The sequence below is a fragment of the Paraburkholderia sp. RL18-085-BIA-A genome, assembly GCF_046027075.1.
Taxonomy (GTDB): domain Bacteria; phylum Pseudomonadota; class Gammaproteobacteria; order Burkholderiales; family Burkholderiaceae; genus Paraburkholderia.
The window spans coordinates 39097-55286 of the sequence record NZ_JARESU010000044.1 but is presented as its reverse complement, the minus strand read 5'-3'; the positions used below and the strand labels follow the sequence as shown (position 1 = coordinate 55286).

Below are 16190 nucleotides of genomic sequence, written 5' to 3'. Positions count from 1 at the left end.
AATCGGCTTTTTATTCGCAAATTGGGAATTTACCGGTCTAATTCAGGCGATGAAGTCCGATATTCCGAAGTGTACCCAACCGCTGGATTCCGCGACAATTTTCAAGGCACTCAAAATTGATTCAATTTTGAAACATCGCAGTTTATTTACGTATGATTTAAGCGCCCATTTAGCGTGGCGCCTTTATACGTCAGATGATTAACGCAATGCAGCAATTATACGGATACGGAATAGGCTTTTTACGCACAGCCGCAAACGGCGCGCATCTCGACGGTCGCGGCACGATCGTCGAGATGCATGGCCCAAGCTGAATCGCCGCTGCAGGAAACCATCCGCGCGCCACAAGGCGATGGTCTGTCAAGCCGCACGGACCCACGCATGCATCGGCCAGGCAAAGCGGCGCAAATGCATTTGCGCCGCTTTGCTGTATCACCCGTTTGTGCCCTCGCCCGCGACCACAACCGCGCCGTTCTGCGTTCGCGCAAGCACAGGCCGCAACGCCGCGCCGGTGTGACTCGCCGCGACGCGGGACAAGCCTTCCGGATTTGCCGCAGCGACGATCGCCCCGCCGCCCACGCCACCTTCCGGACCGAGATCGATGATCCAGTCGGCTTCGGCAATCACGTCGAGATCGTGCTCGATGACGACCACGCTATGGCCTCCATCCGCGAGACGATGCAGCACGCGAATCAGTTTCGCGACGTCAGCCATATGCAAGCCGACGGTCGGCTCATCCAGCACGTACAACGTATGCGGCGACTTCTGACCGCGCCGTGTGATGTCGTCACGCACCTTGCTCAACTCGGTGACGAGCTTGATCCGCTGCGCTTCGCCGCCCGACAACGTGGGCGACGGCTGGCCGAGCGTCAGATAGCCGAGCCCGACATCCTTCATCAACTGCAACGGATGGGCGATGTTCGAGATGGGTGCGAAGAACTCGACGGCTTCGTCGATTTCCATCGTCAGCACGTCGCCGATATTCTTGCCCCGCCACGTGACGGCGAGCGTCTCGGGATTGAAGCGCTGCCCGTGGCAAACGTCGCACGGCACTTTCACATCGGGCAGGAAGCTCATGCCGATCGTGCGCACGCCCTGCCCCTCACAAGCCGGGCAACGGCCTTCGCCGGTATTGAACGAGAATCGCGATGCTGTATAGCCCCGCGCGCGCGCTTCCAGTGTGCCCGCGAACAACTTGCGGATCGCGTCCCACACGCCGATGTACGTGGCCGGACACGAGCGCGGCGTCTTGCCGATCGGCGTCTGATCGACTTCGAGCACGCGGTCGATGCTCTCCCAGCCGGTGATCGAGGCGCAGCCTTGCCATGCATGCGTGACGTTCAGCGGCGCGCGCGGCGCCGAGCGCGCCAGCACGCTGGAGCGTCGGTTCGCGGCCGGCTTGTCCTCGGCCGCCGCGCGCGCGCGCCGCGTGGCCGGCGACGACAGCACCGAGCGCCCGACCGCATCCAGCAGATTGGTCATCAGCACATCGCGCGCAAGCGTCGACTTGCCTGACCCGCTGACGCCGGTCACCGCCACCAGCCGCGACAACGGAATGCCGACCGTCACATTGCGCAAGTTATGTAGCTTGCCGCCATGCACGGTCAGCCAGTTCTCCGGCACCGCGGCCGCGCGTTTGCCCGACGCGACCACTTCACGGCGCGGCTGCAACGGATGCACGATGGGCTGCGCGAGAAACTGTCCGGTCAGCGAATCGGGCTGCGCAGACAGGTCCGCCACGCTGCCCTGCGCGATCAGCGAGCCGCCGCGTTTGCCCGCACCCGGCCCGATGTCGATGATGTGATCGGCACGCCGGATCGTGTCTTCGTCATGCTCGACGACGACCAGCGTATTGCCCTTTTCGCCCAGCTTGCGCAACGCGTTCAGCAAAATCTGGTTGTCGCGCGGATGCAGGCCGATGGTCGGCTCGTCGAGCACGTAGCACACGCCTTGCAGGTTGCTGCCGAGCTGCGCCGCGAGCCGGATGCGCTGCGCCTCGCCGCCCGACAGGCTCGGCGCCGCGCGATCGAGACTCAGGTAGCCGAGCCCGACCTCTTCCAGAAATTGCAGGCGGCTGCCGATTTCGCTGATCACGTCGCGCGCGATTTCCGCGTCGCGGCCGCTCATCTCCAACGTATCGATCCACGCGCGCGTGTCCGACACGGTCCATTGCGCGACATCGACGATCGCCTGCGAGTTGAACGTGACCGCGCGCGCGGTCGGGTTCAGGCGCGTGCCCGAGCAATCCGGACACGGTTCGTCGACGAGTCCTTCGGGCTCCTGCTCCTCCGACGGCAAGCTCTGCTCGCGGCCGCGATTGTCGTCGACGACGATTGTGTCGTCATAGGCGGCGCGTTGTTCACGCGTAAGCGACAGACCCGTGCCGACACAGGTCGTGCACCAGCCGTGCTTGCTGTTGTACGAGAACATGCGCGGGTCGAGTTCCGGATAGCTCGTGCCGCACACCGGACACGCGCGTTTGGTGGACAGCACCTTCACCGCGCCGAGCTTCGCCGTGGGACGGCCGCCGTTGATCGCATCATGCAGACCATCGAGCGGCGCCAGCAGATGCATCACGCCCTTGCCCACTTCCAGCGCGCGGTCGAGCGCCTCGCGCAAGTCGGCCTCATGATCCGCCGACACGACGAGGTCGGCCACCGGCAATTCGATCGTGTGTTCGCGAAAGCGATCGAGCTTCGGCCACGGGTCCACCGGCACGAATTCGCCATCCACGCGCAGATGCGTATTGCCGCGCGCTTTGGCCCATTTCGCGAGATCGGTATAGACGCCCTTGCGGTTCACCACCAGCGGCGCCAGAAAACCGACGTGCTGCCCCTTGTGGTCGCGCAATAGCTGCGCCGCAATGGATTCCACGCTTTGCGACGTGACCGGCGCGCCGTCGTGAATGCAATGCTGCAAACCGAGCTTCACGTAGAGCAGCCGCAGGAAGTGCCACACCTCGGACGTGGTCGCCACGGTGCTCTTGCGGCCGCCGCGCGAGAGCCGCTGTTCGATTGCGACGGTCGGCGGAATGCCGTACACCGCGTCGACTTCGGGCCGCCCGGCCGGCTGCACGATGGAACGCGCATACGCATTCAGCGACTCGAGATAACGGCGCTGCCCTTCATGAAACAGAATGTCGAAAGCGAGCGTGGACTTGCCCGAACCGGACACGCCGGTAATTACGTTGAACTTGCCGTGCGGGATGTCCACGTCCAGTGCTTTCAGGTTGTGCTCGCGCGCATTGACGATGCGCACCACGTCCTCGCCTTCGATCGCCCGGCGCGCGCGCGCCGCGCTCAGCGCCTTTTGCAATGGCATGCCGGGCGACTCCGTCTCGGCCACCGCGCCCATCGCGCGGTCGTATTGCAGCAGCGCTTCGCCGGTATGCGATTGCGGGCACTGCTTGACCTCTTCCGGCGTGCCCGCGCACAGCACGCGGCCGCCGCCGTCACCGCCTTCGGGACCGAGGTCGATCAGCCAGTCGGCCGCGCGAACCACGTCGAGATTGTGTTCGATCACGATCAGTGAATGTCCGCTGGCAAGCAGTTTGCCGAACGCCTGCATCAGCTTGGCGATGTCGTCGAAATGCAGGCCGGTGGTCGGTTCGTCGAACATGAACAGACGCTTCGCGACCGGTTGCTTCGCGCTGCGCGCATTGCGCGGCTGCGCCGATTCGGCGAGGAAGCCCGCGAGCTTGAGCCGCTGCGCCTCGCCGCCGGACAGCGTGGGCACCGGCTGGCCGAGTTTCACGTATTCGAGGCCGACATCGATGATCGGCTGCAATACGCGCAATACTTCGGCGTCCTTCGCGAAGTAAGCAGCGGCCTCGCTGACGGTCAATTCCAGCACGTCGGCAATGCTCAGCGCACGCGCCGGCTCGCCGCGCTCGATCTTCACTTCGAGCAGCTCCGCACGATAGCGGCGCCCGTCGCAATCCGGGCAGCGCAGATACACGTCGCTCAGGAACTGCATTTCGATGTGTTCGAAACCCGAGCCGCCGCAGGTTGGACAGCGGCCGTCGCCCGAGTTGAAGCTGAACATGCCGGGGCCGTAGCCGCGTTGTTGTGCGAGCGGCGCCTTCGCGAACAGCTTGCGGATTTCGTCGAACGCGCCGACGTAGCTGGCCGGATTCGAGCGCGCGGTCTTGCCGATCGGCGACTGGTCGACGAACACCACGTCGGTGACCTGATCCGCGCCGGTGAGGCTTCTGAACGCGCCCGGCGATTCGGTGGCGAGCCCGAAGTGCCGCGCCATGGCCGGATACAGCACGTCCTGCAGCAGCGTGGATTTGCCGGAGCCCGACACGCCCGTCACGCAGACGAGCCGCTGCAACGGAATTTCAACCGTGACATCGCGCAGATTGTGTTCCGTCGCGCCTTCGAGCACGATGCGCGGCGTGTTGGCGTCCACCGGACGTTGCGACCAGTGCGCCGCGTCCGCCACATGCCGGCGGCCCGCGAGATACTCGCCGGTCAGCGTGCCGGACGCACGGATCGCCTCGGGCGCGCCGTCGAAAATGATCGAGCCGCCGCGCTCGCCCGGCCCCGGGCCCATGTCGATCAGCCGATCCGCCGCGAGCATCACGGACGGGTCATGCTCGACCACCACCAGCGTATTGCCTGCGTCGCGCAGCCGGTGCATCGCTTCGACGATCCGGTTCAGGTCGCGCGGATGCAGGCCGATGCTCGGTTCATCGAGCACGAACAGCGTCTTGGTCAGCGACGTGCCGAGCGCCGTGGTCAGGTTGATCCGCTGCACCTCGCCGCCCGACAGCGTGCGGCTTTGCCGGTCGAGCGTCAGATAGCCGAGGCCGACATCGCACAGGTATTTGAGGCGCGTGCGAACTTCGGCGAGCAGCAGCTTCAGCGCGTCGTCGAGCAGCGCGCTCGGCAGGCTGATCTCGTCGAAAAAGCGGCGGATGCGCTCGATCGGCATCAGCATCAGGTCGTGCACGGTCAGGCCCGGCAACGCTTCGAGCTGCGCGCGCTGCCATTCGACGCCGCGCGGCATGAAGCGCTGGGCGGCCGGCAGTACCTCGTCCGCATTCGCTTTGCTGCCGAGGCGCCACAGCAGCGACTCCGTTTTCAGACGCGCGCCGCCGCAGGTTTCGCACGGCGTGTAGCTGCGGTACTTCGACAGCAGCACGCGAATATGCATCTTGTACGCTTTGGATTCGAGATATTCGAAGAAGCGCTTGACCCCGTACCAATGGCTTTGCCACTTGCCGTTCCAATCCGGCGAACCGTTGATGACCCAGTCGCGCTCGGCGTCCGTCAGCTCGCCCCACGGCGTGCCGCGGCGGATATCGGCCTTCGCCGCGTAGCGCATCAGGTCGTCCTGGCATTCTTTCCACGCGGGCGTTTGCATCGGCTTGATCGCGCCGTCGCGCAGCGTCTTGCGTGCGTCGGGAATCACCAGCCCGAGATCGACGCCGATCACGCGGCCGAACCCGCGGCAGACTTCGCACGCGCCGTAGGCCGAGTTGAACGAGAACAGCGCCGGTTGCGGATCGGCGTAACGCAGGTCGCTTTCCGGACTGTGCAGGCCCGTGGAAAAACGCCAGATTTGCGGCTCGGCGTCCTGACTCTGCGGCCCGTCTTGCGTGGCCGGCAGCACGTAAATGTTGACGCGCCCGCCGCCGCGCTTGAGCGACGCCTCGATCGCCTCGACCACCCGCTGCTTGTCGACCGAACGCAGGCGGAAGCGGTCGGCCACCACATCGAGCAGCTTGCGCCTGCCGGTGGGCGAATCGACTTCGCGCTGCGCCTGCACACGCGTATAGCCGCTCGCCGACAGCCACTGCTCGACTTCCTGCTCGGACGCGGACTCCGGCAACTCGACCGGGAACGTGACGACCAGCCGCGGCTCGTCTTGCGCGGTGCGCTCGAGCAATTCGGCGTAGATGGTTTCCGGCGTGTCGTGGCGCACCTGCTGCGCGGTCTTGCGATCGAACAGTTCGGCCGCGCGCGCATAGAGCAGCTTCAGGTGATCGTTGAGTTCCGTCATGGTGCCGACGGTGGAGCGCGAACTGCGCACCGGATTGGTCTGGTCGATCGCGATGGCGGGCGGCACGCCGTCCACCCGGTCGACTTGCGGCCGGTCCATGCGGTCCAGAAACTGCCGGGCGTAGGCGCTGAACGTTTCGACGTAGCGCCGCTGCCCTTCCGCGTACAGCGTGTCGAACACGAGGCTCGATTTGCCCGAGCCGGACGGCCCGGTGACGACCGTCATTTCGCCGGTTCGCACGTCGAGATCGACGTTCTTGAGGTTGTGCTGGCGCGCGCCGCGAATCTTGATAGTGCCGTTAGATGACAATTTTTCCGACCGTCTGAATGAGTGGGCCACTCTCACGGACGCCTCGCGACCGCGCAAGTTCGGTGCAGCCGGCGGCGGTGCGCCTACGCGGCGAACGCGATATGCGGACCGGAGCCACGGCTTGCAACGGGATACTATACTGTATATCTATACAGTTTTCCATGACGCGAAGCGGCGGGATTGGTGCCGCGCTTCGGGCCTTCCCTGGCGACAAAAAAACTCGCGCCGTGCCGGCGGGCCGCAAGCGTTGTGCCAATCGGGAAAGGATTGTTTGAGCCGCGCGCGGCGGCAAAAGGGTACAAAGAGGGCAGCACAGAGGGGAGCACGGAGCGCGACGAGGGCCAGGCGGCGCCAGAGAGCCCAGCATCGCGAAACATCTCGCGCCCGCTACCTGCCGCGTGCCGCACCCATGCAGCACAGGCGAGCGAGCGCGGCAAACCGCTCCTAGCCGTACGCGCTTGCCACGCCGAACCGGCCGCCCTCGGCTAACTCAGCCGAGCCGGTCACGGCGCCTTGCGCACTGCCGCCGCCAAGCGCATACGCGACGCAGCGCCGCGCCAGCACCTCGGTCGGATCGACGACCCGCAGCACCCGCCCGCCCGGGCACGCCAGCACGGCATCACGCAGCAACAGCGGCAACTCGGTGCAGGCCAGCACGATCACCTGCACGCCTTGAGCGACCAGATCGTCGACGGCGGCCGCGAGGTCGTCGCTGCATTCGCCCGAGGTGTAGCCCGCCTTCGCGCCGCGCGGGCCGTAGATGGCGTTCATCAGACGCGCCTGCGCAGGCGCGGCCGGCGCGATCTGTGCGAAGCCGCGCGCATCGAGCGCCTGTTCGTAGACCCGGCTCGCGAGCGTGCCGGACGTGGCCAGCACGCCGACTTCGTGCAAGCCCGGGAACGTCTCGCGCAGGTAATCGGCGGTACAGGTCAGCATGTTGACGATCGGAACGCCCAACCCCGGCTGAATCCGCTCGACGAATGCATGCGCGGTATTGCACGGAATCGCGATCAGATCCGCGCCGCCTTCTTCCAGGGTCTTGCACGCGGCATACAGCGCGAGCGTCGGGTCGGCGCCGTTGCCGACGAGCGCGTCGGTGCGGTCCGGAATCTGCGGATTCTGTTCGACGATCACCTTGATGTGGTCCTGGTCGCGCGTGGCCGGCGTATTGCGGACCAGCTTGGCCATGAAATCGACAGTCGCCGCGGGACCGACGCCACCCACCACGCCCAGCTTGAAACGCCGCTCCTGCTGCGCGTACCGGCCCGCCGCGACATAGCGCGCGTAGACCTGATTGGCGTCGACGAGCGGCACGCCGAACAGGCCGAGCGCGCGTAACACGAGGCCGATTTCGGCCAGTCCCGGCACGATGATCTCGGCCCCCTGCGCGACCAGATCCGCGCAAGCCGCGCGCAGCAATTCGACTGGCCGGCCGTGCACGCGTCCGTTCCGGATGCCCTCGTCGCCATACACGGCGCTCGTCACGCAGTCCACCCCGGCGCCGTCACGTGGATGCAGCACGCTGAAGCGCGCGGCGTCGAAATAACGTTCAAAGAGGCCGTTTTCGCGGATGGCCCCGGAAGTCAGCACGCCAATCCGCCGCACCGACGGAAACGTGCGCTGTACATGCGCGACCAGCGCCGTCATGATGTTGGCGACCGGCACGGTGAGGTTCGCGGTGAGTTCGTCGATGAAGGTATGACTGAGGAAGCACGGCAGCACGATCGCATCGACGCCGCGTTTTTCGAACGCGCGCATCGTGTCGAACATGTGGATCTTGAACTGCGCGTTCGCCGCGTGCGGCGCAGCCGGGCCTTGCCAGCTTCGCGGCTCCAGCAACAGGTCGAACGGCCGCGCCGTGCCGGCGCGGCGCGGCGCGGTGCTCATCCTGCTCAGGATGTCGGCACTGGCGAGCTGCGCCGCGCCAGCCGCCACACCCAGCGAACGAAAGCGATTCATGTTGATTTCCCCCGTCGTCTTGTCCGTCCGCCTGAAGGCCCGGCGGCGTTTGCGCTTGAGGATGACATCATGTCGGCCGCGCATGACGTGGGGTTAACCACGAAAAACGATTTCTTTCCGATTTCTTTCGAATTTTTTCCGCGCGCCACGGCCCGGCGCGCGGAACAGCCGCCGATTTAAGCCGCCTCGACGGCGCCATGCGCCGCGCCTTGCTTGCGACGCTCCAGCGTACCGATGCACACCAGAGAAACGCCGGCCAGACAGCTATCGAACACCGCGAGCGACCACCACGCGCCCGGATAGCGATGCGCGAGCACGGGGCCGCCGAGGCACAGCAACACGGTCCGCCACGCGTCGCGCAGCACGTCGGCGACCGGCAGCGCGATCACCCGCCGTTGCGCTTTCAGAGCGCGCGGAATTCCGGCGATTCGTCGACCCCCGAGCGGATCAGCAGGCCGACCACCACCAGCACCGCGCTGTCGAGAAACGGCAGGCGCCTGCCCCAGGCGAGAAACGCGTCCTTATCCATCGACGCCACCGCGCGAAACGCGAGTAGCGACAGGATCAACCCCGCCGGACTGCCTGCGGATCGGCTTCGTGAATTCGATGCTGTACCGTGGAATGCCGCAGGCGGTGAGCCGCTTCGAGGCCGACTATCCGGGCGTCGAAATCGTGCTGAAGGAGATGAACACCAGCGAGCAGGTACATGCGGTCCAGCAGATGCAGATCGACATGGACCGCGCGCATTGAGGCAATTTCCCGTCCGACGTGATTTCCTCGCCGGTATTTTCCGAGCCGTTCCTGTGCTGTCTGCCCGTAGATCATCCGCTCGCGCGCAAGCACCGCGTCGATCTGCGCGCGCTCGCGCAGGAGCCGTTCATTCTGTTTCCGCGCACCGTATCGCCGCACTATCACGATCTGATCATCGCGCAGTGCGTGAGCGCGGGTTTCAGTCCATTGATTCGCCATGAGGCGCGGTTGTGACAAACCGTCGTTACGATGGTCGGCTTCGGGATGGGGGTCGCGCTGGTGCCTTGCTGGTGCCTTATACGTTGCGGCAGATTGAGGACCCGTGGGTCTGCTTTCTGCCGTTGCGCGGCGAGACGCTGCTATCGCAGGTGCTGCTGTTGCGCAGGAGCGGCGACGCGGAGCCGGTCGCCGACCGTTTCGTCGAGTATCTGAACGATGCTGGCGGCAAGTCCGCGAAAACTTCTCTTGCGGCTAATTCGCCTCATTCACCTTCATCGCGGCGGCCGTCGTAGGCCGTTAGCAGCTTGTGGGCAATCATGTCCACGGCCGGTTTGACCAGGCCATTTTTGTCGGTCCAGACCTTGGGCGTCAGGGTGCCGCTCAGCGCGACACTGTCGGCGTCGCTCAACGCGAGCAGCGCGGTTTGCACGTCGTCGTCGAACGCGATCACGTTGACGAAGATCGTGTCGCCGTCGTTGGTGGCCGCGCGCACCTTGCAGGTCACGAAGCGCCTGCCGTTCTGCCCCGTGCGGATCTGCGCCTCGCCGTATACACGTCCGCCCACCAGTCCTTCGATCATCGTGTTGCTCCTGTTATGGCGTGCCCAGGGAGGATTTCCTTCGGGCGTGCTGTGCAAAAGCGCTATCGCCCGGCACGGTGCGTATGATCCCACGAGAAGGCACGCGGGCTGGGAAAAGAAGCTGTCGCGCGTGGCTCGGCGAACGGCGCTGGCTTGCCGCTTGCCCGTTGTGAGCCAACGGCCGATGGTTTGTCAGTTACGCGCCGATCACCCGCCGACCACCAGATCCACGCCCCGCACGAGGCGTTTCGCAAGGCGCGGCTGCCGCAGCTGTTCGAGCCACCATTGCAGCGCGCGTCCCTCATGATCGCCGCGCCAGGCGACGTACAACACGTTCGGCTCGCGCGGGTCGGCGCTCGCCTTCTCGACCAGTTCGCCCTTCTTGAGCAGCGATGCCACCCGCTGGCGCGGCAGCCATCCCACACCCAAGCCGTCGCGCTGCGCGAGAATCTTCGCCCGCATGCTCGGCACCGCCAGCGACGCCTGTCCGCCTATCAATCCGTACGCGCGTCCCGCCGTCGCACGCGACGAATCGGCCACCACCACCGCGCGATGCTCGAGTATCCGCTCGCGGCCGAGCGGCCCTTCGACGGCCGCCAGCGGGTGACGCGGCGACACCGCGAACACCCAGTCCATCACGCCGAGTTCGAACCAGCGCAGACCGGGAATCGCCGGCGGCTCATTGGTCGCGCCGACGATCAGATCCGCGCGGCCGTCGCGCAACGCCTCCCACGTGCCGCTCAGCACTTCGTGCGTGAAGCGCAGCTTGACGCCGGAGTTCAGCGCATCGAATGCGCGCACCACGGGCATCAGCAATTCGAATTCGAGGATCTCGTCCGTGACCACCCACAGCCGGTCCTCCCAGCCGCTCGCGATCTGCCGAACGCGCTGCGTCATGCGCGCCATGTCGAGCATCAGTCGCCCGGCTTCATCGGCGAGAAGCTGGCCGGCGGGCGTCAGTTGCAGACGGTAGCGGCGCCGGTCGAACAGCAGTGCGTCGAAGCGCGTTTCGAGTTGTCGCGCCGCATGCGAGACCGTGGACGGCGCCTTGCCCAGGCGCGCCGCCGCGCGCGACAGACTGCCGGTCTCGCGAATCGCGTCGAGCAAAGCCAGTTCGTCTTCCGACAACATGTTCCATTCCTTCGAACGAGTTCGACGCAAAGATGGTACGGCAAAGCGGAGAAGCTAGTTCACTATGCGTATATAGCGGCAATTCGCTTTCGAAAGGTGACTGCGAGGTGAGTTCGGGAAAATCGCACGAACCACGCCCGCCGGCTCGCAGCCGCAGGTGGAACATTCATTGCGCGCCGCCAGTGCATTCGCATCGCAACGCGCGCACCAGGAGGAAGGACATGGGACTTTTAGTGGACGGTCAATGGCAGGACCGCTGGTACGACACGAGATCGACCGGCGGACGCTTCGTGCGCAAGGACGCGGCGTTCCGCAACTGGGTGACCGCGGACGGCGCGGCGGGGCCAAGCGGCGTCGGCGGCTTCGCGGCGCAAGCCGGGCGGTATCACCTGTATGTGAGCCTCGCGTGCCCGTGGGCGCATCGCACGCTGATCGTGCGGGCGCTCAAGGGCCTCGAGGCGCTGATCGATGTGTCGGTCGTGCACTGGCTGATGCTGGAGAACGGCTGGACCTTCGCGGAAGGCCCCGGCGTCGTGCCCGACAGCGTCAATCACGCGACGCTGCTGCACCAGGTCTACACGGCCGCCGATCCGCACTACAGCGGCCGCGTCACGGTGCCGGTGCTGTGGGACAAGCAGCGGGCGACCATCGTCAGCAACGAGTCGTCGGAGATCATCCGGATGCTGAACTCGGCTTTCGACGACCTCGGCGCGAAACCGGGCGATTTCTATCCGGCGCCGCTGCGCGCGCAAATCGACGCGATCAACGCGCGGGTCTACGACACGCTGAACAACGGTGTCTATAAAGCGGGCTTCGCCACCACCCAGCAAGCGTACGAGGAAACCGTGACGCCGCTGTTCGACACGCTCGACTGGCTCGACGCGCAACTCGCGACGCAACGCTATCTGGCCGGCGCGCAGTTGACCGAAGCGGACATCCGGCTGTTCACCACGCTGATCCGCTTCGACGCGGTATATGTCGGTCACTTCAAGTGCAATCTGCGCCGCATCGCCGACTATCCGAACCTGGCCGCCTACACGCGCGATATCTATCAACTGCCGGGCATCGCGCAGACGGTCGATTTCATGCACATCAAGCGGCATTACTACGAGAGCCATCGCAGCATCAATCCGACCGGCATCGTGCCGTTCGGGCCGGTTCAGGATTTCAACGCACCGCATGAGCGGGCGCGGTTCGGTGCGTGGTCGGCGACGGCGGCGAGCGCGCCTGGCTCGTGAGCGCACCCGCAACCGGTCAGGGAGTGACGCTCATGCGAACAGCCTCATTGCACGAACCCATTCACGCTCCTCGCGCTCCTCCCCCGCTTCAAAAATATTCCGCAGCCAGGGCGCAAACACCCGCACGCGCGACGACAACTGCCGGCTCCGCGGATACAACACCGCAACCGGCATAGGCGGCGGGGAAAATCCGCGAGGATGATTTTGAGGCGACCTGCCGCCAGCTCTCCCGCGACGCGGTACTGCGGCACCTGCCGGCGCGCGTGAAACTCTAACGCGCGGCGATCCGCACGAGCACCAGCAGATCCTCGAAACGATCCATGGTCGACGCCCCAGCGGTTTGCCGCCGCCAATTGTTGAAGCAAATGGAATGATGATGTCCGGCCCAACCCGATTATCTATGCCCGGAAAGCATCCATGATTCGTCTCACCCACTCACCACATCGAAGGACACGAATCATGAACACGCTGAACACCGCTCAAGTCGCCATCGTGACCGGCGCATCCCGTGGCATCGGTGCGGCCGTCGCGCAACGTCTCGCGAAGGATGGCTTCGCGGTCGCCATCAACTACGCGTCCAGTTCCGCCGAAGCCGATGCGCTCGTCGCTGAACTCACCGCTGCCGGCGCAAAGGCGATCGCGGTGAAGGCGGACGTGTCGAAAGCCGACGACGTGCGCCGCATGTTCGAGGTCACCGAGCAGCAGCTCGGCAAGGTCGACGTACTGATCAACAACGCCGGCGTGCTCAAGACCCTGCCGCTCGCCGACACCAGCGACGCGCTGTACGACCAGACCTTCGACATCAACGTGCGCGGCACCTTCAACACCTTGCGCGATGCCGCCGCGCGGATGAACGACGGCGGCCGCATCGTCAACTTTTCGAGCACCACGCTCGCGCTGAACATGCCGGGCTACGCGATCTACAACGCGACCAAGGCGGCGGTCGAAGCGTTCACGCATGTGTTCGCGAAGGAACTGCGCGGCCGCAACATCACCGTCAACGCGGTGGCGCCGGGTCCGATCGCGACATCGCTGTTCCTCGACGGCAAGACCGACGAACAGATCCAGAACTTCGCGAAGATGCCGCCGCTGCAACGCCTCGGCCAACCGGACGATATCGCGGCGGTGGTCGCGTTCCTCGCCGGTGCGGACGCGGGCTGGGTCAACGGTCAGATCCTGCGCGCCAACGGCGGCGTCGCCTGACGCGCTGCACGGGCGCTGATCACAGCGGGTCAGACGCTGGACACGCGTCGCGAATCTTTGCGGCGCGGCTTCCGCGCTCAGATCACTTTCATCGAATCGAATTGATCGGATCTAATCGAAACGGAGCGAAACAATGCGCAAGAACGTCATCCTGGTCACGGGCGCCGGTACGGGCATCGGCAAACTCACTGCCCAATCGCTGGCCGAAGCCGGCCATATCGTCTACGCGACGATGCGCGATGTCGAAGGGCGCAACCAGCCGCGCGCCGATGCGTTGCGCGCGCTCGCCGACTTGAAGGACATCCAGCTGCACCCACTCGAACTCGACGTGCTGTCGCAAGAATCGGCCGATGCGGCTGCCGCGGCGATCGTCCGCGAGCAGGGACGGCTCGACGTGGTGATGCACAACGCCGGGCACCTGGTGGTCGGCCCGAGCGAGGCTTTCACGCCCGAGGAAATGATGAAGGTGTTCGACACCAACGTGTTCGGCGCGCAACGCGTCAATCGCGCGGTGCTGCCCTATCTGCGTGAGCAGGAAGCGGGGCTGATGGTGTGGATCAGCAGTTCGACGACGAAGGGCGGCTTTCCGCCGTTCCTCGGTCCGTACGGCGCCGCGAAGGCCGCGATGGATTCGCTGGCGGTCACGCTGGCGTATGAGATCGCGCGCTTCGGGATTGAAACCTCGATCGTGGTGCCGGGCGCGTTCACGCGCGGCACCGAGCACTTCCCGAGCGCCGGCAATCCCGCCGACGCCGCACGCGCGGCCGCGTATGCACGCTATGACGGCGTGATGGACCGGATCGGCGAGCGCCTGTCCGAACTCACGCCTGACGACGCCGATCCGCAAGCTGTCGCCGATGAAGTCGTGCGGATCGTCGGGTTGCCGTCGGGTGAACGGCCGATGCGACCGGTGATCGACTTCGTCGGTGATGGCGCGCGCGAAGTGCTCGAGGTGTCGGAGCGGGTGCGAATCGAGTTTGCGCGGCGGATTGGGATGGGGGATTTGCTGGAGGCGCGGGTCAGGCGATGAGGTTCGCGGTGTGATGTCAGGCGGCAAGTGGGCGAGATCGGCGGCGGCGAAGTTGCGTGGTTGCTGCTTGCTGCTTGTCTCTTGCTGCACCCCGCGAGCCCCGTTCCCACTCGCAACTGCCGGAACCATCTGAACCCCCAAGCTATGAAATGCCCCACCTTGATCACATGCGCGGCACTACTGCCCTTGCTCGCCACCGCCTGCGATGTCCCGCCTCCACCGCTTACCGCTTCCATCACCACGCGGAGCACGACCATGGAACCGTCGGTCACGTACCTTCATCTGTTGAAGCACACGCCGTTCTTCACGAGCCTCACGACCGAGCAATTACGCTGGGTGATCGGCCACTCGCACGAATGGGAAGCGCTTGCCGGCACCGTCGTCGCGCAATGCGACGGCGGCGCGGCAGACGCGCGCGATCAAGCCTTCTGGATTCTGCTGAACGGCGGCTGGCAGATCGAAGCCGGCGGCCATGCGCATGCGGCAGATCATGCAAGCGCCGGCAAATGGTTCAGCGCCACGGTGACCAACCACTCATGCCGAGTCGTCATTACCGAGCACAGCTACGTGATGAAAATAGAACGCACCGAGTTCGACGCGATGCTCGCGCAAGGTTTCGCGTTCGGCCCGCATATCGAAGCGGGCCGCCGCTACTACGCAGAGCTGTTCGCCGCTCCGGCCGCACTCGCGCAATGACATCGAACCGGAGCGTCGCACTTCAGCATGAGCAACCGCGCGCTCACACCGGCTTCGGATTACGTTCAGCGAATCCTTCCTGATGCCAGTACGGATACGCGGGACGCACGGCGCTCGCCGCGTCGAGCTTCGCAACCTGCTCGGGCGTCAGATTCCAGCCCACCGCGCCGAGGTTCTGCCGCAGTTGCTCCTCGTTGCGCGCGCCGATCAGCACCGTCGACACCGTCGGCCGTTGCAGCAGCCAGTTCAACGCGATCTGCGGCACCGTCTTGCCGGTTTCGGCCGCCACTTCGTCGATGGCATCGAGCACGCGGAACAGGTACTCGTCCGGCACCGGCGGGCCCATGTCGGCGGTCTTGTGTAGCCGGCTCGAATCGGGCAGCGGCTGGCCGCGCTTGATCTTGCCGGTCAGACGCCCCCAGCCGAGCGGACTCCACACCACCGCGCCCACGCCCTGGTCGACGCCGAGCGGCATCAACTCCCACTCGTAGTCGCGGCCGACCAGCGAGTAGTAAGTCTGATTCGCGACGTAGCGCGGATAGCCATAGCGGTCCGCGATGTCCTGAGACTTCATCAGATGCCAGCCGGAGAAATTCGATACGCCCGTGTAGCGGATCTTGCCGGCGCGCACGAGATCGTCCAGCGTGGACAGCACTTCGGCGATCGGCGTCCTGGCATCGAAGCCGTGCAACTGGAACAGGTCGATGTAATCGGTCTGCAAGCGTTTGAGCGCCGCGTCGACCGCCTGGATCAGATGGAAGCGCGACGAGCCGACGCTGTTCGGGCCTTCGTCGAAACGGAAGGTCGCCTTGGTCGAGATGATCGCCTTGTCGCGCTTGCCCTTGAGCGCTTCACCGAGCACCGACTCGGATGCGCCATTCGAATAGATGTCCGCGCTGTCGAACATCGTGACGCCCGCATCGAAGCAGATGTCGATCAGACGACGCGCTTCGGCGACATCGGTCGCGCCCCACGCCTCGAAAAACTCGCCCTTGCCGCCGAACGTGCCGGTGCCGAAACTCAGTACCGGCACCTTGAAACCGGATGCACCCAGATGTCTGTATTCCAT

At 65.3% G+C, this 16190-nt stretch carries 9 protein-coding genes and 3 pseudogenes; 5 read left to right on the top strand and 7 right to left on the bottom strand.

The features are described 5' to 3' along the window. Nucleotides 1-429 precede the first annotated feature (429 nt). The 3 genes and pseudogenes from uvrA to P0D89_RS26340 form a co-directional block, all read right to left on the bottom strand. Nucleotides 430-6315 carry an excinuclease ABC subunit UvrA gene (uvrA, locus tag P0D89_RS26350; protein WP_408362629.1) on the bottom strand — a complete coding sequence of 1962 codons (5886 nt, stop codon included), beginning with the start codon at nucleotides 6313-6315 and terminating at the stop codon, nucleotides 430-432. Nucleotides 6316-6759: 444 nt separating this feature from the next. Further along, a complete protein-coding gene (gene cuyB, locus P0D89_RS26345; RefSeq protein ID WP_408362628.1) occupies nucleotides 6760-8274 on the bottom strand; it encodes a cysteate racemase in 1515 nt (504 codons plus the stop codon). A 323-nt stretch (nucleotides 8275-8597) separates the two neighbouring features. Next, nucleotides 8598-8857 (bottom strand): annotated as a pseudogene (locus P0D89_RS26340) (MFS transporter); the annotation flags it as partial. Between P0D89_RS26340 and P0D89_RS26335 the strand changes: the two are divergent. Continuing rightward, nucleotides 8857-9536 (top strand): annotated as a pseudogene (locus P0D89_RS26335) (LysR substrate-binding domain-containing protein); the annotation flags it as partial. The pseudogenes P0D89_RS26340 and P0D89_RS26335 overlap by 1 nt on opposite strands. On the opposite strand, the gene P0D89_RS26330 reads toward P0D89_RS26335, so the two are convergent. Beyond that, complete coding sequence (locus P0D89_RS26330; RefSeq protein ID WP_408362627.1) at nucleotides 9506-9823, bottom strand: single-stranded DNA-binding protein; 318 nt, start codon at nucleotides 9821-9823, stop codon at nucleotides 9506-9508. The pseudogene P0D89_RS26335 and the gene P0D89_RS26330 sit on opposite strands and share 31 nt — an antisense overlap. Nucleotides 9824-10030: 207 nt before the next feature. Beyond that, nucleotides 10031-10954, bottom strand: coding sequence for a LysR family transcriptional regulator (locus P0D89_RS26325; protein ID WP_408362626.1), 924 nt, complete (start codon nucleotides 10952-10954; stop codon nucleotides 10031-10033). Between the two features lie 221 nt (nucleotides 10955-11175). Here P0D89_RS26325 and P0D89_RS26320 point away from each other — a divergent pair, with 221 nt between their 5' ends. Further along, entirely contained in the window at nucleotides 11176-12192 is a 1017-nt protein-coding gene (locus P0D89_RS26320; protein ID WP_408362625.1) for a glutathione S-transferase family protein, read from the top strand. Nucleotides 12193-12222: 30 nt separating this feature from the next. Here the strand turns inward: P0D89_RS26320 and P0D89_RS26315 are convergent. Beyond that, a pseudogene (locus P0D89_RS26315) lies at nucleotides 12223-12446 on the bottom strand (LysR substrate-binding domain-containing protein); the annotation flags it as partial. A gap of 205 nt (nucleotides 12447-12651) precedes the next feature. Here P0D89_RS26315 and P0D89_RS26310 point away from each other — a divergent pair. The 3 genes from P0D89_RS26310 to P0D89_RS26300 all read left to right on the top strand — a co-directional run bounded on the left by P0D89_RS26310 (nucleotide 12652) and on the right by P0D89_RS26300 (nucleotide 15121). Then, nucleotides 12652-13395 carry an SDR family oxidoreductase gene (locus P0D89_RS26310; RefSeq protein ID WP_408362624.1) on the top strand — a complete coding sequence of 248 codons (744 nt, stop codon included), beginning with the start codon at nucleotides 12652-12654 and terminating at the stop codon, nucleotides 13393-13395. Nucleotides 13396-13528: 133 nt separating this feature from the next. Beyond that, complete coding sequence (locus P0D89_RS26305; RefSeq protein ID WP_408362622.1) at nucleotides 13529-14425, top strand: SDR family oxidoreductase; 897 nt, start codon at nucleotides 13529-13531, stop codon at nucleotides 14423-14425. Nucleotides 14426-14680: 255 nt separating this feature from the next. Continuing rightward, nucleotides 14681-15121 carry a hypothetical protein gene (locus P0D89_RS26300; RefSeq protein ID WP_408362621.1) on the top strand — a complete coding sequence of 147 codons (441 nt, stop codon included), beginning with the start codon at nucleotides 14681-14683 and terminating at the stop codon, nucleotides 15119-15121. Between the two features lie 43 nt (nucleotides 15122-15164). On the opposite strand, the gene P0D89_RS26295 is transcribed toward P0D89_RS26300, so the two are convergent. Then, nucleotides 15165-16190 carry an aldo/keto reductase gene (locus tag P0D89_RS26295; protein WP_408362620.1) on the bottom strand — a complete coding sequence of 342 codons (1026 nt, stop codon included), beginning with the start codon at nucleotides 16188-16190 and terminating at the stop codon, nucleotides 15165-15167.